This is a genomic window from Rhodococcus sp. LB1 (assembly GCF_001583455.1).
GTDB classification, from domain to species: Bacteria; Actinomycetota; Actinomycetes; order Mycobacteriales; family Mycobacteriaceae; genus Rhodococcus_F; species Rhodococcus_F opacus.
In genome coordinates, this window is the sequence record NZ_LTCZ01000017.1 from 1 (window position 1) to 25,380 (window position 25,380).

The 25,380-nt window shown below is 68.7% G+C and carries 22 protein-coding genes; 7 read left to right on the forward strand and 15 right to left on the reverse strand.

The features are described from left to right. Positions 1 to 66: 66 nt before the first annotated feature. Positions 67 to 570 (reverse strand): acetolactate synthase small subunit, encoded by a 504-nt coding sequence (ilvN, locus tag AZG88_RS03430; protein ID WP_005240383.1) that lies wholly within the window; start codon positions 568 to 570, stop codon positions 67 to 69. Further along, positions 567 to 2,510: an acetolactate synthase large subunit gene (locus AZG88_RS03435; protein WP_005240381.1), complete on the reverse strand. Its 1,944-nt coding sequence runs from the start codon at positions 2,508 to 2,510 to the stop codon at positions 567 to 569. The genes ilvN and AZG88_RS03435 overlap by 4 nt, the downstream gene beginning before the upstream one ends. A 267-nt stretch (positions 2,511 to 2,777) precedes the next feature. On the opposite strand from AZG88_RS03435, the gene AZG88_RS03440 reads away from it, so the two are divergent. The 3 genes from AZG88_RS03440 to AZG88_RS03450 all read left to right on the forward strand — a co-directional run bounded on the left by AZG88_RS03440 (position 2,778) and on the right by AZG88_RS03450 (position 7,029). Then, entirely contained in the window at positions 2,778 to 3,275 is a 498-nt protein-coding gene (locus AZG88_RS03440) for a PH domain-containing protein (protein WP_025432331.1), read from the forward strand. Between the two features lie 52 nt (positions 3,276 to 3,327). Then, positions 3,328 to 5,172: a dihydroxy-acid dehydratase gene (gene ilvD, locus AZG88_RS03445; RefSeq protein WP_005240376.1), complete on the forward strand. Its 1,845-nt coding sequence runs from the start codon at positions 3,328 to 3,330 to the stop codon at positions 5,170 to 5,172. 321 nt (positions 5,173 to 5,493) lie between these two features. Then, positions 5,494 to 7,029, forward strand: coding sequence for an amino acid permease (locus tag AZG88_RS03450; protein WP_005240375.1), 1,536 nt, complete (start codon positions 5,494 to 5,496; stop codon positions 7,027 to 7,029). Between the two features lie 70 nt (positions 7,030 to 7,099). Here the strand turns inward: AZG88_RS03450 and AZG88_RS03455 are convergent, their stop codons facing one another. Next, positions 7,100 to 7,969, reverse strand: coding sequence for a DoxX family protein (locus tag AZG88_RS03455; RefSeq protein WP_025432330.1), 870 nt, complete (start codon positions 7,967 to 7,969; stop codon positions 7,100 to 7,102). Positions 7,970 to 8,067: 98 nt separating this feature from the next. Here AZG88_RS03455 and AZG88_RS03460 point away from each other — a divergent pair, with 98 nt between their 5' ends. After that, positions 8,068 to 9,216 (forward strand): PQQ-dependent sugar dehydrogenase, encoded by a 1,149-nt coding sequence (locus tag AZG88_RS03460; RefSeq protein WP_005240369.1) that lies wholly within the window; start codon positions 8,068 to 8,070, stop codon positions 9,214 to 9,216. Positions 9,217 to 9,291: 75 nt separating this feature from the next. Here the strand turns inward: AZG88_RS03460 and gatB are convergent, their stop codons facing one another. The 4 genes from gatB to AZG88_RS03480 form a co-directional block, all read right to left on the reverse strand. After that, positions 9,292 to 10,803: an Asp-tRNA(Asn)/Glu-tRNA(Gln) amidotransferase subunit GatB gene (gene gatB, locus AZG88_RS03465; RefSeq protein WP_005240367.1), complete on the reverse strand. Its 1,512-nt coding sequence runs from the start codon at positions 10,801 to 10,803 to the stop codon at positions 9,292 to 9,294. 42 nt (positions 10,804 to 10,845) lie between these two features. Next, on the reverse strand, positions 10,846 to 11,877 hold the full coding sequence (locus tag AZG88_RS03470) for an ATP-dependent 6-phosphofructokinase (protein ID WP_005240365.1): 1,032 nt from the start codon (positions 11,875 to 11,877) through the stop codon (positions 10,846 to 10,848). 96 nt (positions 11,878 to 11,973) lie between these two features. After that, the gene (locus AZG88_RS03475; RefSeq protein WP_005240363.1) at positions 11,974 to 12,636 is read right to left on the reverse strand and encodes a response regulator; all 663 of its coding nucleotides are present in this window, start codon (positions 12,634 to 12,636) and stop codon (positions 11,974 to 11,976) included. Between the two features lie 9 nt (positions 12,637 to 12,645). Then, positions 12,646 to 13,842 (reverse strand): sensor histidine kinase, encoded by a 1,197-nt coding sequence (locus AZG88_RS03480; protein WP_005240361.1) that lies wholly within the window; start codon positions 13,840 to 13,842, stop codon positions 12,646 to 12,648. Positions 13,843 to 13,981: 139 nt separating this feature from the next. On the opposite strand from AZG88_RS03480, the gene AZG88_RS03485 reads away from it, so the two are divergent. Both AZG88_RS03485 and AZG88_RS03490 read left to right on the forward strand, forming a co-directional pair. After that, positions 13,982 to 14,623: a hypothetical protein gene (locus tag AZG88_RS03485; protein WP_061041307.1), complete on the forward strand. Its 642-nt coding sequence runs from the start codon at positions 13,982 to 13,984 to the stop codon at positions 14,621 to 14,623. After that, on the forward strand, positions 14,620 to 16,071 hold the full coding sequence (locus AZG88_RS03490; RefSeq protein ID WP_061041308.1) for an alpha/beta-hydrolase family protein: 1,452 nt from the start codon (positions 14,620 to 14,622) through the stop codon (positions 16,069 to 16,071). The genes AZG88_RS03485 and AZG88_RS03490 overlap by 4 nt, the downstream gene beginning before the upstream one ends. On the opposite strand, the gene gatA is transcribed toward AZG88_RS03490, so the two are convergent. The 3 genes from gatA to AZG88_RS03505 are packed head-to-tail and all read right to left on the reverse strand — an operon-like array spanning position 16,068 to position 18,463. Continuing rightward, complete coding sequence (gatA, locus tag AZG88_RS03495; RefSeq protein WP_025432328.1) at positions 16,068 to 17,549, reverse strand: Asp-tRNA(Asn)/Glu-tRNA(Gln) amidotransferase subunit GatA; 1,482 nt, start codon at positions 17,547 to 17,549, stop codon at positions 16,068 to 16,070. The two genes, AZG88_RS03490 and gatA, sit on opposite strands and share 4 nt — an antisense overlap. Then, a complete protein-coding gene (gene gatC, locus AZG88_RS03500; protein ID WP_005240352.1) occupies positions 17,546 to 17,845 on the reverse strand; it encodes an Asp-tRNA(Asn)/Glu-tRNA(Gln) amidotransferase subunit GatC in 300 nt (99 codons plus the stop codon). Before gatC ends, gatA begins: the two co-directional genes overlap by 4 nt. 60 nt (positions 17,846 to 17,905) lie before the next feature. Then, complete coding sequence (locus tag AZG88_RS03505; RefSeq protein ID WP_005240350.1) at positions 17,906 to 18,463, reverse strand: antibiotic biosynthesis monooxygenase; 558 nt, start codon at positions 18,461 to 18,463, stop codon at positions 17,906 to 17,908. A 204-nt stretch (positions 18,464 to 18,667) separates the two neighbouring features. On the opposite strand from AZG88_RS03505, the gene AZG88_RS03510 reads away from it, so the two are divergent. Then, a complete protein-coding gene (locus AZG88_RS03510) occupies positions 18,668 to 19,318 on the forward strand; it encodes an amino acid-binding protein (RefSeq protein ID WP_025432327.1) in 651 nt (216 codons plus the stop codon). A gap of 37 nt (positions 19,319 to 19,355) precedes the next feature. Here AZG88_RS03510 and AZG88_RS03515 read toward each other — a convergent pair whose 3' ends face one another. From AZG88_RS03515 to AZG88_RS03535, 5 genes are read right to left on the reverse strand one after another with little or no spacing between them, the layout of a single operon-like run. Further along, entirely contained in the window at positions 19,356 to 19,844 is a 489-nt protein-coding gene (locus AZG88_RS03515; protein ID WP_005240346.1) for a GNAT family N-acetyltransferase, read from the reverse strand. A 57-nt stretch (positions 19,845 to 19,901) separates the two neighbouring features. Further along, on the reverse strand, positions 19,902 to 21,992 hold the full coding sequence (ligA, locus tag AZG88_RS03520; RefSeq protein WP_005240344.1) for an NAD-dependent DNA ligase LigA: 2,091 nt from the start codon (positions 21,990 to 21,992) through the stop codon (positions 19,902 to 19,904). Positions 21,993 to 22,033: 41 nt separating this feature from the next. Beyond that, positions 22,034 to 23,056: a methionine synthase gene (locus AZG88_RS03525; RefSeq protein WP_061041309.1), complete on the reverse strand. Its 1,023-nt coding sequence runs from the start codon at positions 23,054 to 23,056 to the stop codon at positions 22,034 to 22,036. Further along, on the reverse strand, positions 23,053 to 24,147 hold the full coding sequence (gene mnmA / locus AZG88_RS03530; RefSeq protein WP_005240340.1) for a tRNA 2-thiouridine(34) synthase MnmA: 1,095 nt from the start codon (positions 24,145 to 24,147) through the stop codon (positions 23,053 to 23,055). The genes AZG88_RS03525 and mnmA overlap by 4 nt, the downstream gene beginning before the upstream one ends. Next, complete coding sequence (locus tag AZG88_RS03535) at positions 24,147 to 25,367, reverse strand: cysteine desulfurase family protein (RefSeq protein WP_005240338.1); 1,221 nt, start codon at positions 25,365 to 25,367, stop codon at positions 24,147 to 24,149. Before AZG88_RS03535 ends, mnmA begins: the two co-directional genes overlap by 1 nt. Between the last annotated feature and the right edge of the window lie 13 nt (positions 25,368 to 25,380).

The window sequence follows — 25,380 nt, forward strand, 5'->3', positions numbered from 1 at the left end:
TCGTCGTCGTAGAACATCTCGACTGCCACAGTTCAACCTCTTTCTTGGATTTGCGTATCTAAAGTACTAGCGAGTGGCCGTGATGGACTTCGGCCCCCGTCCCACGGCCACGACCCCGGACTGCACGATCTCCCGGATACCGTACGGATCGAGCATCCGCAGCAGCGCATCCAGCTTGGATCGCGTTCCAGTCGCCTCGATCGTGACCGACTCCGGGGAGACGTCGATCACCTTGGCGCGGAACAGATTCACCGTCTCGATCACCTGCGTGCGCACGCTGGCGTCGGCTCGCACCTTGATGAGCACCAGCTCACGGGCGACGGAGGCCTCACCGTCCTGCTCGACGATCTTGATGACGTTGATGAGCTTGTTGAGCTGCTTGGTCACCTGCTCGAGCGGGAACTCGTCGACGGTCACGACGATGGTCATGCGGGAGATCTCGGGAAGCTCGGTGCCACCGACGGCGAGCGACTCGATGTTGAACCCACGACGGGAGAACAGCGCGGCCACCCTGGCCAGCACGCCCGGCTTGTCCTCGACGAGAACACTGAGGGTGTGGCTCGTACTCACTGATCTTCCTCCCCGGCCGCTGCGGCCATGCCCGAACGCTGCTCGCGCTCCATGGCCTCGTGAATGACGGCCGGCTCGGCGGCCGCCTCGTCGTCGTCGAACAGCGGACGGATGCCCCGCGCCGCCATGATCTCGTCGTTGCTCGTGCCCGCCGCGACCATCGGCCACACCTGAGCGTCGGCGCCGACGATGAAGTCGATCACCACGGGCTTGTCGTTGATGGCCTGCGCCTCACGGATCGCCGCCTCGACGTCCTCTTCGCGCTCGACGCGAATCCCGTGGCAGCCCAACGCCTCCGCCAGCTTGACGAAGTCGGGGATGCGGATCGCGCCGTGCGTGCCGAGATTGGTGTTGGAGTAGCGCTCGTCGTAGAACAGCGTCTGCCACTGGCGCACCATGCCGAGGTTTCCGTTGTTGATGAGCGCAACCTTGATCGGGATGCCCTCGAGCGCGCAGGTGGCGAGTTCCTGATTGGTCATCTGGAAGCAGCCGTCACCGTCGATGGCCCACACCTCGGTGTCGGGCATGCCCATCTTGGCGCCCATCGCGGCGGGGACGGCGTAACCCATCGTGCCGAGACCGCCGGAGTTCAGCCAGGTGCGCGGCTTCTCGTAGTTGACGAACTGTGCGGCCCACATCTGGTGCTGGCCGACGCCGGCGCAATAGATCGCGTCGGGACCGGCGAGCTTGCCGACCGACTGGATCACGTACTCCGGGGACAGCGCGCCGTCGGACGGACGGTCGTAACTGAGGGGGTACGTGCGACGGATGCCGTCGAGGTACGCCCACCACTCGGTGAGGTCCAGCGTGGTTCCGGTGGCCAGGTCGGCCTTGATCGCCTCGATCAGTTCGACGATGACCTCTTTGCAGTCGCCCACGATCGGGACGTCCGCGTACCGGTTCTTGCCGATCTCCGCAGGGTCGATGTCGGCGTGGATGACCTTGGCGTCGGGGGCGAACGAATCGAGCTGACCCGTGACCCGGTCGTCGAAACGCGCGCCGAGCGTGATCAGCAGGTCGCTGCGCTGCAGTGCCGCCACCGCCGCGACCGTGCCGTGCATGCCGGGCATGCCACAGTTCAGCGTGTGGCTGTCCGGGAACGCGCCGCGCGCCATCAGCGTGGTGACCACCGGAATGCCGGTGAGCTCGGCCAGTTCGAGCAGTTCCGGAGACGATTCCGACTTGATGACCCCGCCACCGACGTACAGCACCGGGTGCTTCGCGTCGGCGATCAGGCGGGCCGCCTCGCGGACCTGCTTGCCGTGCGGCTTGGTGACGGGACGGTAGCCGGGCAGCCGCATCTCCGGCGGCCACGAGAACGTGGTCTGGGCCTGGAGAACGTCCTTCGGGATGTCGACGAGCACCGCGCCGGGACGACCGCTGGAGGCGAGGTAGAAGGCCTCCGCGATGATCCGGGGGATGTCGACGCCGTCGGTGATGAGGAAGTTGTGCTTGGTGATCGGCATCGTGATGCCGGAGATGTCGGCTTCCTGGAACGCGTCCGTGCCGATGAGCGCGCGGCCGACCTGTCCGGTGATGGCCACGACCGGAACGGAGTCCATCTGCGCGTCGGCGAGCGGCGTCACGAGGTTGGTCGCACCGGGACCGGACGTCGCCATACAGACGCCGACCTTGCCGGTCGCCTGGGCGTACCCGGTGGCGGCGTGGCCTGCACCCTGCTCGTGACGGACGAGCACGTGCCGGACCCTCTTCGAATCGAAGAGCGGGTCGTAGACAGGGAGAACGGCGCCACCCGGAATGCCGAATACCGTGTCGACCTCGAGCTCCTCGAGGGCTCGGACCACGGACTGGGCGCCGCTGACCCGCTCGGGGGCGAGTTGGCGGCGGCTACCGGTCTGAGTCGCGGCGGCCGCGGTCGTCGGGCTTGCTGCCCCCGACTTGCGCGGCGTGGGTTGAGGCCGTGCGGTTGGTGCGCTCACTGGGAAATCCTCTGATTCTGGCTCCGGGCAACAAAAAACCCCCGTCAGCTGATGCTGTACGAGGGTGGCGCGTCGTTATCTGGCGAGTTGAAGGAATCGACTCAGGCGACGACGCGCCGGCCGATTACGAGCAACTCATTCTGTTTCACGCGCTCGACGGTAGGCGCGCTAATAGTGAACAGTCAACTTGGTGAGTCGGCCGTCCCAGAATATGAGATACATCGGCTGCGGTGCGAAGATGTAGAGGTGTCAACTCCGCAGCAGCCCGTGCCACCAGAATCATCATCCCACACGACGAACCCACCCAAGCAGGTCATCCGGATTTCTCCCCTGGCCTATCTGGGATGCGCCTTCCTCCTGTTCGCCGTGTCGTTCCCCATCTTCGGCTGGCCGGCCGCCTTCGGCTGGCTCGTGATCGCCCCGATCGTCGCGGTGGCCTGGGTCGCGCGGGTGCGGACCACGGTCACGCCCGACGGACTCGAGGTGCGCCGGCTGTTCGGCGGCCGGTCGCTGGCGTGGTCCGAGATCACGGGATTCCGCTTCCCCAAGCGCGGCTGGGCCCGGGCCACGCTGACGGACGGGGGCGAGGTGACCCTTCCCGTCGTCACATTCGACCGGCTTCCCGATATCGCCCAGGCGAGCGGCGGCCGCATCACCGACCCCTACGCGGCAGCCGCCGCGGCGGACGAGGCGGCCCACCACGCCGACACCGAATCGAATGGCGAGCAGCCGGTGAAGAACCGGCCGGACACAGACGGGGAATAGTGCGCGAGTAGCGTTTGTCAGTACTTCCGTACGCTGACTAAGGAATACGCTCATGCCCCCGCTGAGGTCCCGAACCACCACCGCAGGACGAAATGCCGCAGGCGCCCGCGCACTGTGGCGCGCCACCGGAATGACCGACTCCGACTTCGGGAAGCCGATCGTCGCGATCGCGAACTCGTACACGCAGTTCGTTCCCGGGCACGTCCACCTGAAGAACGTCGGCGACATCGTCGCCGACGCCGTCCGCGCCGCCGGTGGTGTACCTCGTGAGTTCCACACGATCGCTGTCGACGACGGCATCGCGATGGGGCACGGCGGCATGCTGTATTCCCTTCCCAGCCGCGAGATCATCGCCGACTCCGTCGAGTACATGGTCAACGCGCACACCGCCGACGCCCTCGTCTGCATCTCCAACTGCGACAAGATCACCCCGGGAATGCTCAATGCCGCACTGCGTTTGAACGTTCCCACCGTGTTCGTGTCCGGCGGACCGATGGAGGCCGGCAAGGCGGTGGTGGTGAACGGTGTCGCCCAGGCACCGACCGACCTCATCACGGCGATCTCGGCGAGCGCCAACGACGAGGTCGACGAGGAAGGACTGTCCGAGGTCGAGCGCAGCGCCTGCCCGACGTGCGGGTCGTGCTCGGGGATGTTCACCGCGAACTCCATGAACTGCCTCACCGAGGCGCTCGGTCTGGCGTTGCCGGGCAACGGTTCCACGCTGGCCACCCACGAGGCCCGTCGCGCGCTGTTCACCCGCGCGGGAACCACCGTCGTCGAAGCCGCGCTGCGGTACTACCGGGACGAGGACGACTCCGTCCTCCCCCGCAACATCGCGACGCCTGCCGCGTTCCGCAACGCGATGGCGCTGGACGTCGCGATGGGCGGTTCCACCAACACGGTGCTGCACACCCTCGCGGCCGCGCAGGAGGGTGAGGTCTACGACTTCGACCTCGACAAGATCGACGAGATCAGCCGCAAGGTGCCGTGCCTGTCGAAGGTCTCGCCCAACTCGGACTACCACATGGAGGACGTGCACCGGGCGGGCGGAATCCCCGCCATCCTCGGCGAACTCCGCCGGGCCGGACTGCTCGAGAGCGACGTCTCGACCGTGCACACCGAGAGCTTCGACGAGTGGCTCGACACGTGGGACATCCGGTCCGGCAAGGCATCCGACGAGGCCGTCGAACTCTTCCACGCCGCGCCCGGCGGCGTCCGCACCACCGAGCCGTTCTCGACGAACAACCGCTGGTCGTCGCTCGACACGGACGCCGCCAACGGCTGCATCCGCGACTTCGAGCACAAGCACACGGTCGAGGGCGGCCTGGCCGTGCTGCGCGGCAACATCGCCGTCGACGGCGCGGTCATCAAGACGGCGGGCATCGACGAAGACCTGTTCCACTTCCAGGGACCCGCGCGCGTCGTGGAGTCGCAGGAGGAGGCGGTGTCGGTGATCCTCGGCAAGAAGATCCAGCCCGGTGAAGTCCTCGTCGTGCGCTACGAGGGTCCCGCAGGCGGCCCGGGCATGCAGGAGATGCTGCACCCCACCGCATTCCTCAAGGGCTCCGGCCTCGGAAAGAAGTGCGCGCTGATCACCGACGGCCGATTCTCCGGCGGTTCCTCCGGACTGTCCATCGGCCACATCTCCCCCGAGGCCGCCAGCGGCGGCGCCATCGGCCTGGTGGAGGACGGCGACCAGATCCTCATCGACATCGCGACCCGCACGCTGAAGCTCCTCGTCGACGACGCGGTGCTCGCCGAGCGCCGGGCGAAGATGGAGTCGTCCGAGCGTCCGTGGCAGCCGGTGAACCGCGAACGCACCGTCACCACGGCCCTGCGCGCGTACGCCGCGCTGGCCACGTCCGCCGACAAGGGCGCGGTCCGTCAGGTCCCCTGACGCACCCCGCACCGGGCACACGGACACGAAGCCGGGTGCCGCAGCAGGAGCTTCCTGCCGCGGCACCCGGCTTCCGTCGTCGGGGCGCTCACGGATTCCACCTCGGATGTGACCGCGCTCACGGGTGATCAACTCGCTCAGACGGAAACACCCCAGAACACGTTCTACTGATCGAAATGATCAGTTGAGCCCGCGCTTCTTGCACACGGCGCTCAGTAGTGGTTCCCTCAGTTGGCCGTTGAGACCTACATCACAATCGGCAGCACCACCGGAACATCTCCGGCCCACGAGGCCATCGGGAACACAACCTAGGAGCGACACATGCCAGGAGTCGGCATTTGGCGAACGAAATCCGTTGAGCAATCCATAGCGGACACCGACGAACCCGACACCCGGCTGCGGAGGGAACTCACCGCGAAGGACCTCACCGTCTTCGGTGTCGCCGTCGTGATCGGCGCCGGTATCTTCACGCTCACCGCCCGGACTGCAGGCAACGTCGCCGGGCCGTCCATCTCGCTCGCCTTCGTCCTCGCCGCCATCGCGTGCGGCCTGGCCGCCCTCTGCTACGCCGAGTTCGCATCCACCGTCCCCGTCGCGGGCAGTGCGTACACGTTCTCCTACGCCACCTTCGGCGAGTTCGTCGCCTGGATCATCGGCTGGGACCTCATCCTCGAATTCGCCCTCGCAGCGGCCGTCGTCTCCAAGGGCTGGTCGCTGTATCTGGGTAACGTCCTCGGGTTCAGCGGATCCACCACAGCCCACCTCGGTCCCATCGACTTCGACTGGGGCTCGCTGATCATCGTCGGCGGCATCACGATCGTGCTCGCCATCGGGACCAAGGTGTCCTCACGCGTGTCCGCCGTCATCACGGCCATCAAGATCGCCGTCGTCCTCCTCGTCATCGCCGTCGGCGTGTTCTACATCAAGAAGGAGAACTACGCCCCGTACATCCCGCCCGCCGAGAGCAACGAGAGCGCCGCGCAGGGTGTGCACCAGACCCTCTTCTCCTTCCTCTCCGGAGCCGACGGCAGCAGCTACGGCTGGTACGGCCTCCTCGCCGCAGCAAGCCTCGTCTTCTTCGCCTTCATCGGATTCGACGTCGTCGCCACCACCGCCGAAGAGACCAAGAACCCGCAGAAGGCGCTCCCCCGCGGCATTCTCGGCTCGCTCGCGATCGTCACCGTGCTCTACGTCGCCGTCACCCTCGTGCTCACCGGCATGGTGAAGTACACCGACCTCAAGACCGGTAGCCCACTCGTCGGCGACAGCAGCGCCACCCTCGCGACCGCCTTCGAGGCACACGGCATCACCTGGGCCCAGACCGCGATCAACTTCGGCGGACTCGCGGGCCTCACCACCGTCGTGATGGTGATGATGCTCGGCCAGACCCGCGTCCTGTTCGCCATGTCCCGCGACGGACTCGTGCCCCGCGGTCTCGCCAAGACCGGCAAGAACGGCAGCCCGGTCCGCATCACCCTGTTCGTCGGCGCCGTGGTCGCACTCCTCGCCGCCTTCTTCCCGATGGGCACGCTGGAGGAGATGGTGAACATCGGCACCCTCTTCGCGTTCGTACTCGTCTGCATCGGCGTCATCATCCTCCGCCGCACGCGTCCCGATCTGCCCCGCGGATTCCGCGTTCCGCTCGTTCCGCTGGTTCCCATCCTCGCCGTCCTGGCCTGCGGATGGCTGATGCTGAACCTCTCGGTCGAGACCTGGATCCGATTCCTCGTGTGGATGGCCCTCGGCGTCGTCGTGTACCTCGCCTACGGCCGGCGCAAGTCGGTCCTCGGACAGAAGCTGGCCGCACAGGCCGGCCCGCCCGAGGAGGAGAACATCCCGGAACTCGTCCAGCGCTGATCTGACGAAAACGACTGCGCCGCACCCCCGATCCGGGGGGTGCGGCGCAGTCGTGGAATGTACGAGGCGATCAGATGAGCGGGTTGGCGCCGTTCAGGAAGATCCACACGCACACACCGGCGCCGATGCCCAGGATCAGTGCCGCGAACGACCCGATGAACGGGCGCGTCGCCCAGCCGCGACGGCCGTCGAGCGAGATACGCCCCGGCCCGGTGAGAATGATCACGCCGGCGCACACACCCAGCAGCGTCTCGTACTCGGTGCCTGCGGGCGCAAAGTACTCGAGCCCCGGTTCCGCGATCTGCCGGAACGCCCACGCATTGATCATCACGGCCAGCACCGAGGCGGCGGCCAGCGGGGTGACGAGACCGAGGATAAGCAGCGCCCCGCCCGCGACCTCACCGATAGCACCCAGGATCGCGAGCAGTTTCGCCTGCTGGAACCCCGAGTTCACCAGCACCTCTTCGAACCCGTCGAGTCCCGGACCGTTCCACATCCCCGTCAGCTTCTGCAGACCGTGCACGAGTGCCGTTCCGCCGACCGCGAGTCGCAGGGCCAGCAGTCCGAGGTCCAGGGTGCCGCGGCCGATCTTCACGTCGCCCTCGCCGATCCGATCGGTCGACCGATCACCCGCCGTGGCCCCGAGGGACGCGCCGGAACCCGCGCCGATCACCTGCGTCGGCTGGTCCGACGTGTCGGACGCCGCCGACTGCCGGTATGCGGGGATCTGCTCGGTGGGGAGGCCCGCGCCGCGCGCATCGCCGTAGTCGAGTTCGTCGTCGGTGTGCGGCAGGCCCTGCCCCGTGGATCCGGACGTCGGCGTGGCCGACGGGAAGCGCTCGGTGGGAAGGTCGTAAGGGCTCGAGACCTTGCCGTAGCCGGGTGAGGCGCTCTGGTCCGCAGCACCCTGGTCCGACGACTCGCTGGGGTCTTTCCGCATGTCAGTCACACCGTCAAGCCTAGGTCGATCGGCCGGACATCGCTGGTAGGCGGAACCGGCGTGGCGGCGACCTCGCACTCTTCCGTAACGTCTCCATCATGATGGTGGGTGGGCGGCGCCGCACGGCGTCCCGCAAGATGGCGATGTCCGCGCTGTGCGTGACGGCGGTCCTCGCCGCCGGGTGCGCGAAATTCGACGACTCCGCGTCCTCACCCTTCACACCCGAGCCGACGGGTGCGTCGGGCGCCGAGGTGGAGCCGGAGAACCCACCACCGTCCACGACGACCACCCCACCGCCGAGCGGGCCTCTGGGACCGTGCCAGGATCCGGACCCCAGCGTGATCGCGACCTGTCTCGACACCACCGGCGGACTCGTCGTCCTCCCCGACGGGGCCACCGCCCTGGTCGCGGAGCGCCGGACCGGGCGCATCCTTCAGGTAGCTCAGGGGCAGACCCCCAAGGAGATCGCGCACGTCGACGTCGACGGCACCACCGACGGTGGACTCCTCGACATCGCGCTGTCGCCGAGTTTCGTCGAGGACAACCTCATCTACGCGTACGTCACGACCCCGACCGACAACCGGGTGGTGCGGATCGCACCGGGAGACTCCGCCAAGGAGGTTCTCGGCGGGATCCCGCGCGGCGACGCGGGCAATGCGGGTTCGCTCGAATTCTCGGGCGACGAACTGATGGTCCTGACCGGAAACGCGGGCAACGCCGCCGCGGCCGCCGATCCAGCGTCCCTCGCCGGGAAACTGCTGAAGGTCACCGCCCTGTCGCCCGCACCGACTCCGGCGCAGCCCCGCCCCCAGGTGGTGCTGTCGGGCATCGGGGTCGCCGGAGGGGTGTGCGTCGACCCGGGTGTCGCCGTGTGGGTCACGGACCGCACACCGCTCGAGGATCGGCTGCTGCGGGTCAGCGCCGACGGAGCCGTGTCGTCTCCGGTGTGGACGTGGCCGGAGCGGCCCGGCGTCGGCGGCTGCGTCGCCGCCGGTGACGTCGTGGCGGTGTCACTGAGCACCGCGAAGGCGATGTCCGCACTCGCTGCCGACCCCGGCACGGGAGCCGTCACCACCGCCCCCGGTGTCATCGTCCAGGACCGGTACGGCCAACTCGGCGGAGCCGCGCTCGGACCCGACGGTCTCATCTGGGTGAGCACCGTCAACAAGACCGGCGGTCAGCCCGGACCCAACGACGACCGCGTGATCAAGATGCCCCTGCCGTCCGGCGGCGGCGGATTCGACTGACGGCCCGCCCCGTCGAAACGAACGGGACGCTCGTTCGGTTGATCCGAACGAGCGTCCCGTTGGTGCAGAAGGGGTTCAGCCGCAGGCCTCGATGACCAGTTCCTTGACGCGGGCCGGGTCGGCCTGACCACGCGTGGCCTTCATCACGTCGCCGACGATCTTGCCCGCGGCCGCGACCTTGCCGCCGCGAATCTTCTCGGCGATGTCGGGGTTCGCGGCCAGAGCCTCGTCGACGGCCGCCTTCAGCTTCGTGTCGTCGCGTTCGACGACCAGCTCGGGGTGGTTCGCGACGACCTGCTCGGGGTCGCCCTCACCCTCGAGGACGTGGTCGACCACCTGGCGGGCCACCTTGTTGTTGAGCTTCCCGCTGTCGATCAGCGCCACCACCTGCGCGACCTGAGCCGGCGTGATCGGCAGCTCGGCGAGTTCCACCCCGCGGGTGTTCGCCTGCTGCGCCAGGTACGACACCCACCAGGACCGTGCGGCCTCCGGGGAGGCGCCGGCGTCGACGGTGGCGATGACGAGGTCGAGGGCCCCCGCGTTGACGAGGTCGCGCATGACCTCGTCCGAGACACCCCAGTCGGCCTGGATCCGGGCGCGGCGGACCCACGGCAGCTCCGGCAGAGTGCCACGCAGCTCCTCGATCCATTCCGCACTGGGCGCGACCGGCTCGAGATCGGGCTCGGGGAAGTAGCGGTAGTCCTCGGCGGTCTCCTTTCGGCGGCCCGGCGACGTGGTCCCGTCGGCTTCCTGGAAGTGCCGGGTCTCCTGGATCACCTCACCGCCGGCCTCCAGCACCGCGGCCTGCCGGCGCATCTCGTACCGGACCGCCACCTCGACGCTCTTGAGGGAGTTGACGTTCTTCGTCTCGGTACGGGTCCCCAGTTCGGTCGCCCCGATCGGCATCAGCGACGCGTTGGCGTCGCAGCGCATCGAACCCTGGTCCATGCGGACGTCGGAGACGTTCAGCGACTTCAGCAGGTCGCGGAGCGCGGTGACGTACGCGCGGGCCACCTCGGGGGCACGGGCACCGGCACCGCTGATGGTCTTGGTGACGATCTCGACGAGCGGGACCCCGGCGCGGTTGTAGTCGAGCAGCGAGTGGCTGGCACCGTGGATGCGCCCGGTCGCACCGCCGACGTGCAGCGACTTTCCGGTGTCCTCTTCCATGTGCGCACGCTCGATCTCCACGCGCCACGTGGTGCCGTCGTCGAGGACGACGTCGAGGTAGCCGTCGGTGGCGATCGGCTCGTCGTACTGGGAGATCTGGTAGTTCTTCGGCTGATCCGGGTAGAAGTAGTTCTTCCGCGCGAATCGGCCCCACGGTGTGATGGAACAGTTCAGCGCGAGTCCGATCCGGATCGCGGACTCGACCGCCGCCTCGTTCACGACGGGCAGCGACCCCGGCAGACCGAGGCACACCGGGCACACCTGCGTGTTCGGCTCGGCGCCGAACTCGGTGGGGCACGGGCAGAACATCTTCGTTTCGGTGCCGAGCTCGACGTGCACCTCCATGCCGAGAACAGGCTCGTACTTGGCGAGCACATCGTCGTAGTCGAGGAGGTCCGGAGCATCGACAGCAGTCATGCCACAGAGTTTATGCGTCCGGGCGTTCGCCGAAAAACGCGGTCAGCCGAAAAATGCGGCCGCCTCCTCGTACCGCTCCCTCGGCACCGTCTTGAGGCGCCGGGTCGCCTCCTGGAGGGGTACGAGGTCGATCGACGTGCCGTGCAGGGCCACCATGTTTCCGAAGTCGCCGCGGTGGACGGCGTCGGTGGCGTGCACCCCGAAGCGGGTGGCGAGCACCCGGTCGTACGGCGTCGGGGTTCCACCGCGCTGCACGTGCCCGAGCACCGTCGTCCGCACCTCCTTGCCGATGCGGCGGACGATCTCGTCGCCGAGCTGCTGTGCGACACCGGTGAATCGTTTGTGACCGAACTCGTCGATACCGCCCTCGCGCAGACTCATCGACTCCGGGGTCGGGGTGGCGCCCTCGGCGACGACGCAGATGAAATGCGAATCGCCGCGCTGGAATCGCTTCTTCACGAGGGAGCAGACTTCGCCGACGTCGAACGGGACCTCGGGAACGAGAGTGAGATGCGCACCGGTCGCGAGCCCGGAGTGCAACGCGATCCAGCCTGCGTGCCGGCCCATCACCTCGACGAGCATCACCCGCTGGTGGGATTCGGCGGTGGTGTGCAGGCGGTCGATCGCATCGGTCGCAATGGACAGTGCGGTGTCGAAACCGAACGTCACGTCGGTGCAGTCGATGTCGTTGTCGATCGTCTTCGGAACCCCGATCACGGGCACCCCACTCTCGGCGAGCCAGCTCGCGGCCGTGAGCGTGCCCTCCCCGCCGATCGGGATGAGCGCGTCGATCCCGTTGTCGTCGAGAGTCTGCCGGATCTGGTCGAGGCCGGCCTTCAACTTGTCGGGGTTGACCCGCGCGGTACCGAGGATGGTGCCGCCCCGGGTGAGGATTCGATCGATCCGGTCGTCGTTGGACAGCACGACCTTGCGATCCTCGAGCAGGCCGCGCCAGCCGTCACGGAATCCCACCACCGAGCTGCCGTATCGGCCGGCGGCGGTCCGAACCACCGCCCTGATCACCGCATTCAGTCCGGGGCAGTCTCCGCCTCCGGTGAGCATTCCGATCCGCATCCAAGCACCCCTCGTCGTCTCGTGTGGTGATGGTGGTTCTCATTACACATCTTGCCGCTCGAACCGTGTTCGGGCACCTCGGACCGGCAGGTTCACTCAGCCGGGTGTGACGAGACCGCTCTCGTATGCCAGGACCACTGCCTGTGCGCGGTCGCGCAGATCCAGCTTGGACAGCACCTTGCCGACGTGTGTCTTGACGGTCTGCTCGGCGACGAACAGGCGCTCCGCGATCTCGGTGTTGGACATGCCGCGGGCGATGAGTTCGAGTACCTCGCGTTCGCGGGGCGTCAGCGCCGACAGCGCGGCCGGTTTGCGGCGCGCGGTGCTGCGGCGGCTGGTCACGTCGGCGATGAGACGCCGGGTGACGGTCGGCGCGAGAAGCGCCTCGCCGTCCGCGACCACCCGCACCGCACGGATGAGTTCCTCCGCGGGCGCGTCCTTGAGCATGAAGCCGCTGGCCCCGATGCTCAGCGCCTCGTACACGTAGTCGTCGACGTCGAACGTCGTGAGCATGAGCACGCGCACCGGCGGATCGAAACCGGCCGACAGGATGACGCGGGCCGCGTCGAGTCCGTTCATCTCCGGCATGCGGACGTCCATCAGGACGACGTCGGGTCGCAGACGCCGGACCTCGCTCACCGCCACGGCCCCGTCCGGAGCGTCACCGATGACACTGATGTCGGGCTGTGAGGCGAGCAGGGCTCCGAAGCCCTGCCTGACCATAGCCTGGTCGTCGGCGATGAATACGGTGATGGCCACCCAGCCAGCCTAGGCGGAGGCGACCGGGAACTCGGCGTGGACGTCGAATCCGCCGTTGTCGTGCAGGTGGGTGGTGAGTACGCCACCGACTGCCTGCGCACGCTCACGCATACCGATGATGCCGTTGCCGCCGGTCGACTCGTGCCTGGTCAGTGCGGAGACGAGGCTCCGCCTCGGCGGCCCGTTGACGATCGACACGGACGCTATCGGCGACTCGTACGCGATCTTCACCTCGACCGCGGCGCCCGCCGCGTGGCGGGCCGTGTTGGCGAGGGATTCCTGCAGGATGCGGTACATCACGAGCCCGACCGACTCCGACACGAGCGTCGGGTCGCCGTCGACGTGCCAGGAGACGGGAATGCCTGCCCTGCGGCTGCCCTCGAGCAGCTCGCTGATCTGCTGAACCCCTGGCTGGGGCGCGTGCTCGGCCAGCTGGCCGTCACTGCGCAGCACTCCGAGCAGTCCGCGCACCTCGTTCAACGCTGCGCGGCCGGCGGCTCCGATCGACTCGAACTCGGCCCGCGTCTCGTCCGACATATCGGCGATGCGGTACGGCGCGCTCTGCGCCTGCACCACGACCATCGACATGTGGTGCGCGACGACGTCGTGCAGGTCCCGCGCGATGCGCGCCTTCTCCTCGAGGATCGTCCGGCGAGTGCGCTCGAGCTCACTCAGCTCCTCCTGCTGCGCGAGTTGCCGGCGGGAGAGCACCAGCCACCGGATCAGCAGGCCGAAGACGACGATCGCGGTCAGGCCCACCGCCCACCCGCGGCCGTTGGTGCCCGGGGTGTCGGCCAGGAACAGCAGGACGGTCGAGATCCATGCCACACCCACGACCGGAATCGCGGCCCGCATGCTGACGGCGGCCAGCAGGGCGAGCATCACCAGGATGTGGACCACCTGCCAGGGGTAGTCGTAACCGTCCTGCAGTGCGAAGACACGCGGAATCACCAGCGCCGAGACCGCGGAGACGGCCCACGCCAGCGCCGGATTCGACCGGATGAGCAGGAACGGGAACGTCGCGAGCGCCGCCACGAACGGTTGGATGGGGGGACTGACCTGGTGGGTCAGCTGCAGGGTCGGCCACGCCACCGCGAACAAAATCGCCGTGACCACGACGATTGCCACGTTCAGCCACTGACCTTCGGCGGCCCTCCGGATGCGCGTCTTCGTCTTCACACTGTCGACAGTAGAAACCGTGGTCACGCAGTGTCCTCATACCCCGGGCTCATGTCGGCGTAGCACCGGAGTATGAGATCGGGGCCCCCTCGCACCACGAGGCCAGGGATCGAACCGGTCTCCGGGGTGATGTGGCCGCGCAACACGAATTCATAACGTTCTCGTCATGCGAAAGACGGGGACACGGAGAACGACTTGGGCCGCGGTGGCATGCGCCGCAACCGCACTACTGACCACGACAGGATTCGCAGGCACCGGCGCGGCGAGCACGCCCCGGCACGAGAACGTCGCCGCCTCCGCCGCGGTGCAGACCCTCACGGCACCGGCCGAACTCTCCGAGGACTCCGTTCCCGCGGACTTCGCTTCCGTGATGGGGTACACGCCGGTGCGGATCGACGGGATGCTCGCCAATCCCGGCGGAGACTGCTCGTCGCCCGTCCCGCTGCCACTCGAGTTCGACACGTCGTGCAAGGCCCACGACCTCGGTTACGACCTTCTGCGGTACGCGTCCCGGTCCGGCGAGGACCTGGGTCCCTGGGCGCGGCAGAGCCTCGACGCGCAGCTGGATCAGCGCATGCACGCGGCGTGCGACACCCGCGCCGACGAGCAGGCACGGGCGCAGTGCTTCGTCATGGCGAACGTCGCGACCACCTTTGTCACCGGAAACAGCTGGCGCCAAAGCTATTCGGCACCGGTCACCGAATCCGGGCTCCCGTACGTACTGGCCGGCGGTGTCGGTGTCGTGCTCCTCGCCGGCGCGGCCTGGTCGATCCGCCGCCGCCCGCATCCGGTCGGAGCCGTCGCATGACCATCACCGCTCTGTCCGGTCCCGGACGGAGCACGGTGCACAGTCGCTCGCGAACGAAGCCGAATGCCCTGCGCCGCACACTGGTCACGACGATCCCGGTCTCCGCCCTCCCCCGCGCCTCCTCCACGATCGTCGTCACCGCCGTCACACTCGCGTCGCTCGCTCCCTCACTGCTCCCCCGGAGTGCGCTGACGCAGGCTCTGTTCACCGGTGTCCTCGCGGCATGCGGTTTCGGGTTCGTCGTCCTCGTCCGTCGACTGTGGCACCTCGTCACGCGTTCACGCAGCCACCACCCTCCGCGGGACTCGGTCCGTCTGCTGGTCCTGATCGGCGCCACGATCGTCGTGACCTGGGCGATCGTGCTCGCCGACCACTGGCAGGATTCACTGCGCGCCGCCATGGGCATGCCGGGCATCGGGCCGGACCACTGGATGCAGGCGATCCTCGGGGCGGCGCTGACGTTCCTGCTGTTCGCCGGCATCGGCAGCGTCGTCGGCACGGTCGCCCGCCGTCTCGGCTGGATCGGCAGCGCCACCACCGCCGTCGTTCTCGCGACCGGGTTGCAACTGGTCGCCGGACCCGCGTTGTGGGGAATGATGTCGCGTTCCTACAGCGACTCCAACGCGCTCGTCGACGTGTCCCTGCACCGGCCGATGTCCGCCGAACTGTCCGGCAGCCCGGACTCCGCGATCAGCTGGGAGTCACTCGGGCGCCAGGGACGACGGTTCGTGGCGGCGGGCGAGCAGTCGGCCGGCATCCGCACGTACGTGGGGATGGATTCGGCGCCGGACGTCGAATCGCGTGCAGCACTGGCGGTCTCGGAGCTCGAGCGGGCAGGCGGATTCAGCCGGTCCGCCATCGTCGTCACGGTGCCCACCGGCTCGGGGTGGATCGACGAGAACGCCGCCGAAGGATTCGAGGAACGCTTCGCCGACGACGTCGCCATCGTCGGCATGCAGTACTCGTACCTGCCGAGCTGGATCACGTTCGTCTTCGGACGTTCCGCCGCCGACGAATCGGCGGCAGCGTTGTTCGATGCCGTCGCCGAGCGGATCGCCGACCTCCCCGACCTTCTGCGCCCGGCGCTGTACGTCTACGGCCAGAGCCTCGGATCCGTCGGCGGCAGTGCAATTTTCACCGACGCCGACCAACTGCGCGAGCGAGTCTGCGGCGCACTGTGGGCGGGCCCGCCCGCCGGCTCCGTCCTGACGGACGGAGCGACGGTGCTGGCGAACACGTCCGACCCGGTGGTGTGGTGGTCACCCGACCTGATCGCGCACCGACCCGACCTCTCGCTCGCAGTACGCGATGCGCCGGTACCCCAATGGATTCCGGGCATCACGTTCCTGCAGACGAGTGTCGACCTGGTGTCCGCGCTGAACTTCGCGCCCGGGCACGGACACCGCTACGGCAGCGAGCAGGGCACCGCCCTGCCCGACTGCTCCTAGTTCGGCGAGCCGATCGGACCGCGTGCCGCTTCGTACGCGGCACCGACGCGGTACAGCCGCTCGTCGGCCAGTGCGGGAGCCATGATCTGCAGTCCCACCGGCAGACCGTCGTCCACGGACAGTCCCGACGGAACCGACATCGCACAGTGCCCGGCCAGGTTGGTCGGCAGCGTGCACAGGTCCGAGAGGTACATCGCGAGCGGGTCGCCGACCTTCTCGCCCAGCTTCCACGGGGTGAACGGGCTGGTGGGCGACACCAGGACGTCCACCTTCTCGTAGGCCTTCTCGAAGTCCCTGGCGATGAGCGTCCGCACCTTGAGCGCCTGACCGTAGTAGGCGTCGTAGTAGCCGGAGGACAGCGCGTAGGTACCGATCATGATGCGGCGCTTGACCTCCGGACCGAAGCCGGCGGCACGCGTCGCGGCCATCACCTGGTCGGCGCTCATGTCGCCCTCGTCGATGCGCAGTCCATAGCGCATCGCGTCGAAGCGCGCGAGGTTCGACGACACCTCGCTCGGCAGGATCAAGTAGTACGACGCGAGCGCGTATTCGAAGTTGGGGCACGACACCTCGACGACCTCGGCACCGAGTTCGGTGAGTTGCGCGACGGCGGCGTCGAACGAGGAGATGACCCCGGGCTGGTAGCTGTCGGAGTGCAGTTCCTTGACCACACCCACTTTCACGCCCTCGAGGTTGCCACCGGCACCCTCACGGGCAGCCGCCACCACGGGGCGCACGGGCGCGTCGATCGACGTGGAGTCGCGCGGGTCGTGCCCGGCGATGACCTCGTGCAGCAGCGCCGTGTCGAGGACCGTGCGGCCACAGGGACCACCCTGGTCGAGCGAGGACGCGCACGCCACGAGGCCGAAACGGGAAACCGTGCCGTACGTCGGCTTGGTGCCGACCGTCGCCGTGACGGCGGCGGGCTGACGGATCGAGCCGCCGGTGTCGGTGCCGATCGCGAGCGGGGCCTGCCGGGACGCGAGGGCCGCGGCGCTGCCGCCACCCGAGCCGCCCGGGATGCGCGTGGTGTCCCACGGGTTGCGGGTGGGGCCGTAGGCGGAGTTCTCGGTGGACGACCCCATCGCGAACTCGTCGAGGTTGGTCTTACCCAGGATCGGGATGCCGGCGTCGCGCAGCTTCTTCGTGAGCGTGGCGTCGTACGGTGCGATCCAGCCTTCGAGAATCTTCGACGCGCACGTGGTGGGCATGTCAGTGGTGGTGAAGATGTCCTTGAGCGCCAACGGAACTCCCGCGAGCGGCGATGCGGGCGCATTGCCTGCGGCGAGGCTGCTGTCCACTTCCTTCGCCGACACGAGCGCCTGCTCGCCTGCCACGTGCAGGAAGGCGTTCAGTTCACCGTCGACTGCGGCGATCCGGTCGAGATGCGCCTGGGTGACCTCGACGGACGACACCTCACGGCTGTGGATCTTCGACGCGAGATCTGCGGCGTCGAGAGTGGTCAGTTCGGCGCTCATTCGCCCTCTCCAAGGATCTGCGGGACAGCGAAGCGATCCTGCTCGACAGCCGGGGCGCCGGACAGCGCCTGCTCGGGAGTCAGGCCGGGAACGATCACGTCGGGACGGGTCACGTTGGTGACCGCGTTCGGGTTCGCCATCGGCGGAACATCCTCGGCGGGCACCTCGGTGACCACCTTCACGTGGCTGAGAATCGAGTCCAGCTGACCGGCGAACTCGTCGAGCTCGGCATCGGTCAGGGCGAGTCGAGACAGCCGCGCGAGGTGCGCGACCTCGTCACGGGAGATGGCAGGCACCGCGGGGCCCCTTTCGGTTCGGACGTACACAAGTGGGTCCCAGCCTAGAGCGTGGCCCGATCAGCCGTGCAGCCAGCGCCGCAACCTGCCCGTCAGGAACGGCAGAACCACGAAGACCATCACCGGAGTCGTGACCACCGACGCCACCAGGGTGCGGGTCACGACGTCCAGGGCCGTGAGCCGAGGGGTGACGAACAACGCGATGAGGAGTGAGATCGGGAAGAAGCCGAGCCAGATGGTGACCGCCTGCTTCCACCTCGGCGGTGGCGGCGTGACCCGCACGGCGTGCGTCAGCGTCGACTGCGGTTCGAACCAGCCCTCCACCCCGGTCAGCCGGTGCGTGACCGTGTCCTGTGCGAGACCCGTCCCCCGGCCCACCCACACCTTCCTGGCGGGCGACGTCGTCCACGCGTCGAGAGTGTCCTCGTCGGCGAACCGGTACACCACGTGGTACTGCTCGGGATCGGACGCCGCACGCAGCCAGCCCCCGCCGAGGAACCCCGGGAACGTGCCCGCCATCGCCATCCCGGCGTCCGTCCAGCGCAGGAATTCCTGTTCCCGGCCCGCCGCCACCCGCCGCGAGACGGACGTCGTCACTCCCGTTGCCGTGGTGTTCATGCACCCATGTTTGGGCTGTCGTGTTTCGCGGACGAGGCGAATCCGTATCGGCAGTGTCACGAATCGAGCGCGACCTGCACGTCCCCGTCCCGTCCCCGGCGAAGCCGCAGGGGGGACCGCATACTCGGGAACGAAAGTGCAAGGATGGTGAGCGACGGGGGTCGCAGGTACTCCCGCGTCTATCTCGTGGTGAAAGGGACGCACGTGTCGTATCTGCTTCGCGTCCAGCTCCCCGACCGTCCCGGTAGCCTCGGCTCTCTCGCCGTCGCCCTGGGCTCGGTGGGTGCTGACATTCTGTCGCTCGACGTGGTGGAACGGGGTGCCGGATTCGCCATCGACGACCTCGTGGTCGATGTCGAGCCGGGATCACTCCCCGACACCCTCATCACGGCGGCCGAGAACCTGCCCGGCGTCACCGTCGACTCCATCCGGCCGTACGCCGGAATCCTCGACACCCACCGTGAGCTCGAGCTCATCGACCAGGTCGCCACCGCGGCGGACGATCGACTGCAGGTCCTCGTGGACGGAGCGCCGCGCGTGCTCCGGGTCGGCTGGTCCGTGGTCGCCGACCTCGGTCCGCACGGCGCATACCGGGTGGTCGGCAGCTCGGGAGCTCCCGAGACCCATGCCACCGAGATCCCGTGGATGCCGCTGGAGAAGCCCACGGCGCTCGACGGCGAGGGCGACTGGGTGCCGCAGGTGTGGCGCGACATGAACACCACACTCGCGGCGGCTCCCCTCGGGACCACCGGCCGCGTGCTGATGCTCGGCCGCCCCGGCGGCCCGGAATTCCGTCCGTCCGAGATCGCCCGGCTGGGTTACCTCGCCGGCATCATCGCGACGGTTCTGAGCTGACCACCGTCCCGGGCCGGGAGGTCCGGCGGTGGTCGCCTCAGACGAGCTCGCGGACCAGGACGGTGAGCTCGACGCCCGGCACGGGCGCCCAGTTCCGTTCGGGCACAGGCACGAAACCGTTGCGTTCGTAGATCCGTCGGGCATCTTCCATGTCCGGCTGGGTGGACATCACGACCGCGCGGTCCCCGCGGTCGTATGCCGTGTCCAGCACGTGCCGCACGAGCGCCGACCCGACCCCGGAACCGCGGGCGTCGGGTGACACGGCGAGCATCCGGAATTCGAGTTCACCCGGCTGCGCGACGTCGGCGTACGGGGACGCCGGTTCCGCGATCGTGACGGAACCCACGATCTGGCCCTCCATCACGGCAACCCGGACATCCGCCTTCTCCGCCCGCTCCGCGGTGTCGCGCAACCGGTTCGTGTACGGATCGTGCGCCTCGACGAACCCGCCGCCCACGTAGGCGATCACCGTGAGGTCACTGACGGCCTCGTACTCGTCCGGCGTCGCATTCCGAATCTCGATCATGTCCAGAACTATGACAGGACTGCTCACGCCGCCCAAAATGCGGACGTGAGGTTCCGATCACACTCCGGAATCCGCGACCGCGTCCGGTCCGCCCTCCAGCAGTCGACGGAACCCGTCCTCGTCGAGGACCGGCACTCCGAGTTCGACGGCCTTGTCGTGCTTCGAACCCGGCGATTCGCCGACCACCACGAATGCCGTCTTCTTCGACACCGAACCCGCGGCCTTACCGCCTCGGACGAGGATCGCCTCCTTCGCCTGGTCCCGCGAGAACGTCTCCAGCGAACCCGTGACGACGATCGACAGTCCCTCGAGGTTGCGCGGAATCGATTCGTCGCGTTCGTCTTCCATGCGAACCCCGGCCGCGGACCACTTCTCCACGATCTGCTGGTGCCAGTCGACGCCGAACCACTCGGCGACGGCCGCGGCGATGGTGCCGCCGACCCCGTCCACAGCGGCGAGTTCCTCGACGGAGCTCTCCCGGATCCGCTCGAGCGACCCGAATTCACCGGCCAGCGCACGCGCCGCCGTGGGACCGACATGACGGATGGACAGCGCGACCAGCACCCGCCACAGCGGCTTGTCCTTGGCGGAATCGAGATTGTCGAGCAGCCGGCGGCCGTTGGCCGACAGCCCGCCGGCCTTGGTCCGGAAGAGCGACGTCTTGAGCAGATCGTCCTCGGTGAGCGAGAACAGGTCTCCCTCGTCGCCGATCGCCTTGGCCTCGAGCAGGCTCGTGGCGGCCTCGTAGCCGAGGACCTCGATGTCGAACGCGCCGCGGCCCGCGACGTGGAACACGCGTTCCCGGAGCTGCGCGGGGCAGTACTGCTGGTTGGGGCAGCGAATGTCCGCGTCCCCCTCCTTGGCGGGGGCCAGCGGCGTGTCGCACTCCGGGCAGTGGGTGGGCATCACGAACTCGTACTCGTCGCCCGTCCGGGCGTCGACCACGGGCCCGAGGACCTCGGGAATGACGTCGCCGGCCTTGCGCAGCACGACCGTGTCGCCGATGAGCACGCCCTTGCGTTTGACCTCGGAGCCGTTGTGCAGGGTGGCGAGTGAGACGGTGGAGCCGGCGACCGTGACCGGTTCCATGTACGCGAACGGGGTGACCCGGCCGGTGCGACCGACGTTGACCCGGATGTCGAGGAGCTTGGTGGTGGCCTCTTCCGGCGGGTATTTGTAGGCGATCGCCCAGCGCGGCGCCCGGGACGTGGACCCGAGCCGGCGTTGCAGCGACGTCTCGTCGACCTTGACCACCAGACCGTCGATCTCGTGCTCCACGTCGTGCCGGTGCTCGCCCCAGTACTGCACCCGGTCCACGACGGCGTCCGCGCCCGTGACGCGGGCGGTGTGAGTCGACACCGGCAGGCCCCACGCCGCCAGTGCCGTGTACGCGTCGTACTGGGAGACCGGCTCGAATCCTTCGCTGCGGCCGAGTCCGTGGCAGATCATTCCGAGTCGCCTGCGGGCGGTGACGGCCGGATTCTTCTGCCGCAGCGACCCGGCCGCGGAGTTCCGGGGATTCGCGAACGGCGCCTTGCCTTCCTCGACGAGCGCCGCGTTGAGTGCCGCGAAGTCCTCGAGCCGGAAGAACACCTCGCCGCGCACCTCGAGGAGCGCGGGGACCGGGTATTCGTCTGTGCCGGTGAGCTTTTCCGGGATGTCGTCGATGGTTCGCGCGTTCAGAGTGACTTCTTCACCGGTCCGGCCGTCGCCGCGCGTGGCGGCCCGGACGAGCCGGCCGTTCTCGTAGACGAGGTTCAGCGCGACTCCGTCGATCTTCACCTCGCACAGGTAGTGCAGGTCGGGGCCGGTCTCCTGCTCCACCCGGCTGATCCAGGTGCGCAGTTCGTCGGTGGCGAAGACGTTGTCGAGGCTGAGCATCCGCTCGAGATGATCGGCGGAAGCGAAGTCGGTGGCGAAACCGCCGCCGACGAGTTGCGTCGGCGAATCGGGCGTCCGCAGGTCGGGGTACTGGTTCTCGAGGTCGTTCAGCTCGCCCAGCAGCACGTCGAACTCTCCGTCGGAGATGATGGGCGCGTCGCGGACGTAATAGCGGAACTGGTGCTGCCGCACTTCCTCGGCCAGCTCGTTCCAGTGCTCCCGGACGTGTCCGGGGGCCGGTGTCGGGGCTTCGGTCGATTCACTCACTACCGAAGATTAACCGGTCCGGCCGACACCGAACGCCGGACTCAGAGTGATTCGGGGTCGTCGGTGAACGCGCTGCTCACCTCGGCGCACAACTTCAGCGCGTCCCGGCTCCAGGACGCGCCGGCGCCCGCGAGTCCACAGGCGGGAGTCACGGCGACCTGGGTCCGCAGTGTCGTGCGCGGAAATCCGAGCCGGTCGATCAGCGTCACCGCAGGTCGGGCCAGATCGCGCCACGTTGCAGGCACGGCGGGGGCGTCGGTCGGGACGAGGCCGAGTGCGAGCTCCTTGCCCGCGTCGAGCAGCTCGCCGATGCCGTCCAGGTCAGCGGACGCCAGCTGAGACACGTCCAGACCCACCGCGCGGGCGCTGCTGCGCCGCAGAAGGTCGGTGGGCAGATCGGCGGAGCAGCAATGCACCATGGTCACCGCGCCGCAGCCGGCGAGGGCGGCCTCGAGCACGGCGAGAGCCTCCGGTTCCGGCATCGCCCGCACGGTCTCGAGCCGCGACCGACCGGACAGTGTGCCCGCCAGCACCGCGGGCAGTCGCGGCTCGTCGAACTGGACCAGCACCTGCGCGCCGAGACGTCGCGTGACCTCCGCGGCGTGCCGTGCGAGCCCCTCGCCCAGCGATTCGGCGAAGTCGCGCACCGCGCCGGGATCGGTGAGCACGCGCCGGCCGGTGCCGAGTTCCACCTCGGCCGCCAGCGTGAGCGGACCCACCGACTGCACCTTCACCACGTGGTCGGCGCCGACGAGGCCCGCACTCTCCCACGCCTCCTCGAGCGCATCGAGATCCTGGTTCAGAAGGTCGGTCGCCCGCTTGGCGACCGAGCCGCGACGCTGCACCACGCGGTAGGCCGTCGTGGACACGTCCAGCTGCAGGTCCACGAGCAGAGCGCTGGCGCGGCCGATCATGTCGGCGCCGAGTCCGCGGGCGGGCAACTCGACGAGGTGCGGGAGCCTGCCGAGTTCGCCGAGGACGATCGTGGAGGCTTCCCGCGGATCCGTGCCCGGCCACGAGCCGACGCCGGTGACGGCTCCGGCCAGTGAGATACCCTGCGTCACTGCGTGTTCGGACGCGCGTCGGTACCCGAGATGGTTCCACTGCCCAGCACGATGTCGCCTGCCGGGTCGGTCCGGTACAGGACGACGGCCTGCCCCTTCGCGACGCCGGTGAGCGGCTCCCGAAGGGAGATGGAGATGCCGCCGTCGACCGCTTCGGCGACAGCCTCGGCGAGTCCACCGTGGGCCCGGACCTGGACGGTGCATTCGAGCGGCCCGGTCGGCGTGCTCCCGGACGTCCACACGGCGCGGTCCGCCGTGATCGCGTGCACTTCGAGGTTGCGTGCAGAACCGACGCGGACGGTGCCGGTGTCGGGTTCGATCGACGTCACGTACCGCGGTTGCCCGTCGGCCGCGGGACCCTGGACGCCGAGGCCCTTCCGCTGGCCGATCGTGAAACCGTGCACGCCTTCGTGTTCCGCGAGCACCTCACCCGAATCGGCGTCGACCACACTCCCCGGACGAACACCGATGCGGGCACCGAGGAATGCGCGGGTGTCGCCGGACGGGATGAAGCAGATGTCGTGGCTGTCGGGCTTGTTCGCCACGGCGAGGCCGCGGTCGGCGGCCTCCTCCCGGATCCGGTCCTTCGGGGTGTCCCCCACCGGGAACATCGCCCGCGACAACTGCTCGGCCGTGAGCACACCGAGCACGTACGACTGATCCTTGTCCGCGTCGACGGCGCGGCGCAGCACGCCGTTCTCGAGCTGCGCGTAGTGGCCGGTGGCCACCGCGTCGAACCCGAGGGCGATCGCCCGGTCCGCGAGCGCCGCGAACTTGATCTTCTCGTTGCACCGCAGGCACGGGTTGGGGGTCTCCCCCGCGGCGTACGACGCCACGAAGTCGTCGATCACGTCTTCCTTGAAGCGGTCGGCGAAATCCCAGACGTAGAACGGGATTCCGAGCACGTCCGCGGCACGCCGGGCATCACCGGCGTCCTCCTTGGAGCAGCAGCCCCGGGATCCGGTCCGCAGCGTGCCCGGCTCGGCGGACAGCGCGAGATGCACGCCCACCACGTCGTGCCCGGCAGCGACCGCCCGTGCCGCGGCCACCGCGGAATCCACGCCGCCACTCATGGCCGCCAGTACTCGCATCAACGATCCCCTCCACGCGCTCCGACACCGGCGAGCCCGGCGGCGCGGGCCCGCTCCACAACTTGCGGCAGTGCCGCGATGACTGCATCCACGTCCGCGACCGTCGACGTGTGCCCGAACGAGAAGCGCAACGATCCCCGCGCGGTCGCGGAATCCACACCCATCGCGGTCAGGACGTGACTCGGACGAGCGACCCCGGCGGTACAGGCCGAGCCCGTAGAACACTCGATCCCGGCGGCGTCGAGCAGCATCAGCAGCGAGTCGCCCTCGCAGCCGGGGAACGTGAAGTGGGCGTTGCCCGGCAGTCGCGCGCTGCCCAGCGGCCCGTTCAGCACGGCGTCGGGAACGGTCTCGCCGACGCGCTCGATCAGGCGGTCGCGCAGGACGGTCAGTTCCGTCGCGCGGGAGTCGAGGTCGGCCGTCGTGTCGCGCAGCGCCGCCGCCATACCGACGACGCCCGCCGTGTCCGGGGTGCCCGAACGCAGGTCGCGCTCGTGTCCCCCGCCGTGCAGCAGCGGCACACACGGGACCTGCCGTCCCAGCAGCAGTGCACCGACGCCCTGCGGTCCGCCGACTTTGTGCGCGGCGATGCTCAGCGCGGACAGCCCGCTCGCAGCGAAGTCCACGGGGATGTGCGTGACGGCCTGGACGGCGTCGCTGTGCATCGGCACACCGAACTCGGCCGCGACCGCGGCGAGTTCGGTGATCGGCATGATCGTGCCGACCTCGTTGTTGGCCCACATGATCGTGACCAGGGCCGTCTCGTCCGCGTGGACGGCGAGTTCGTCGCGCAGCGTCTGCGGGGACACCCGGCCCAGTTCGTCGACGGGCAGCCACGTGACCTGGGCACCCTCGTGCTTCTCGAGCCACTCCACCGCGTCGAGGACCGCATGGTGCTCCACGGAACTGGCGAGAATCCGCACCCGGTCGGGGTCGGCGTCCCGCCGGGCCCAGAAGATGCCCTTGACCGCGAGGTTGTCGCTCTCGGTGCCGCCGGAGGTGAAGATGACCTCGGACGGCCTGGCACCGAGGTCGGCGGCGATGGACTCGCGGGCCTCCTCGATGCGACGGCGGGCGGCGCGCCCGGAACCGTGCAGCGAGGACGCATTGCCCACGGTCGTGAAGATGTCGGTCATCGCCCGGACGGCCGCGGGCACCATGGGAGTGGTGGCTGCGTGGTCCAGGTAGACGGGGTGATCGGCACTGCGGGCAGAGGTCATGACGTGACCAGGA

Bases quoted from the DNA above. Each gene is read 5' to 3' on its own strand.
- ilvD (WP_005240376.1), top strand. From the start codon at position 3,328: ATGCCCCCGCTGAGGTCCCGAACCACCACCGCAGGACGAAATGCCGCA.
- AZG88_RS03450 (WP_005240375.1), top strand. From the start codon at position 5,494: ATGCCAGGAGTCGGCATTTGGCGAACGAAATCCGTTGAGCAATCCATA.
- AZG88_RS03455 (WP_025432330.1), bottom strand. From the start codon at position 7,969: ATGCGGAAAGACCCCAGCGAGTCGTCGGACCAGGGTGCTGCGGACCAG.
- AZG88_RS03460 (WP_005240369.1), top strand. From the start codon at position 8,068: ATGATGGTGGGTGGGCGGCGCCGCACGGCGTCCCGCAAGATGGCGATG.
- gatB (WP_005240367.1), bottom strand. From the start codon at position 10,803: ATGACTGCTGTCGATGCTCCGGACCTCCTCGACTACGACGATGTGCTC.
- AZG88_RS03470 (WP_005240365.1), bottom strand. From the start codon at position 11,877: ATGCGGATCGGAATGCTCACCGGAGGCGGAGACTGCCCCGGACTGAAT.
- AZG88_RS03485 (WP_061041307.1), top strand. From the start codon at position 13,982: ATGCGAAAGACGGGGACACGGAGAACGACTTGGGCCGCGGTGGCATGC.
- AZG88_RS03490 (WP_061041308.1), top strand. From the start codon at position 14,620: ATGACCATCACCGCTCTGTCCGGTCCCGGACGGAGCACGGTGCACAGT.
- gatA (WP_025432328.1), bottom strand. From the start codon at position 17,549: ATGAGCGCCGAACTGACCACTCTCGACGCCGCAGATCTCGCGTCGAAG.
- AZG88_RS03505 (WP_005240350.1), bottom strand. From the start codon at position 18,463: ATGAACACCACGGCAACGGGAGTGACGACGTCCGTCTCGCGGCGGGTG.
- AZG88_RS03515 (WP_005240346.1), bottom strand. From the start codon at position 19,844: ATGATCGAGATTCGGAATGCGACGCCGGACGAGTACGAGGCCGTCAGT.
- mnmA (WP_005240340.1), bottom strand. From the start codon at position 24,147: ATGCGAGTACTGGCGGCCATGAGTGGCGGCGTGGATTCCGCGGTGGCC.
- AZG88_RS03535 (WP_005240338.1), bottom strand. From the start codon at position 25,367: ATGACCTCTGCCCGCAGTGCCGATCACCCCGTCTACCTGGACCACGCA.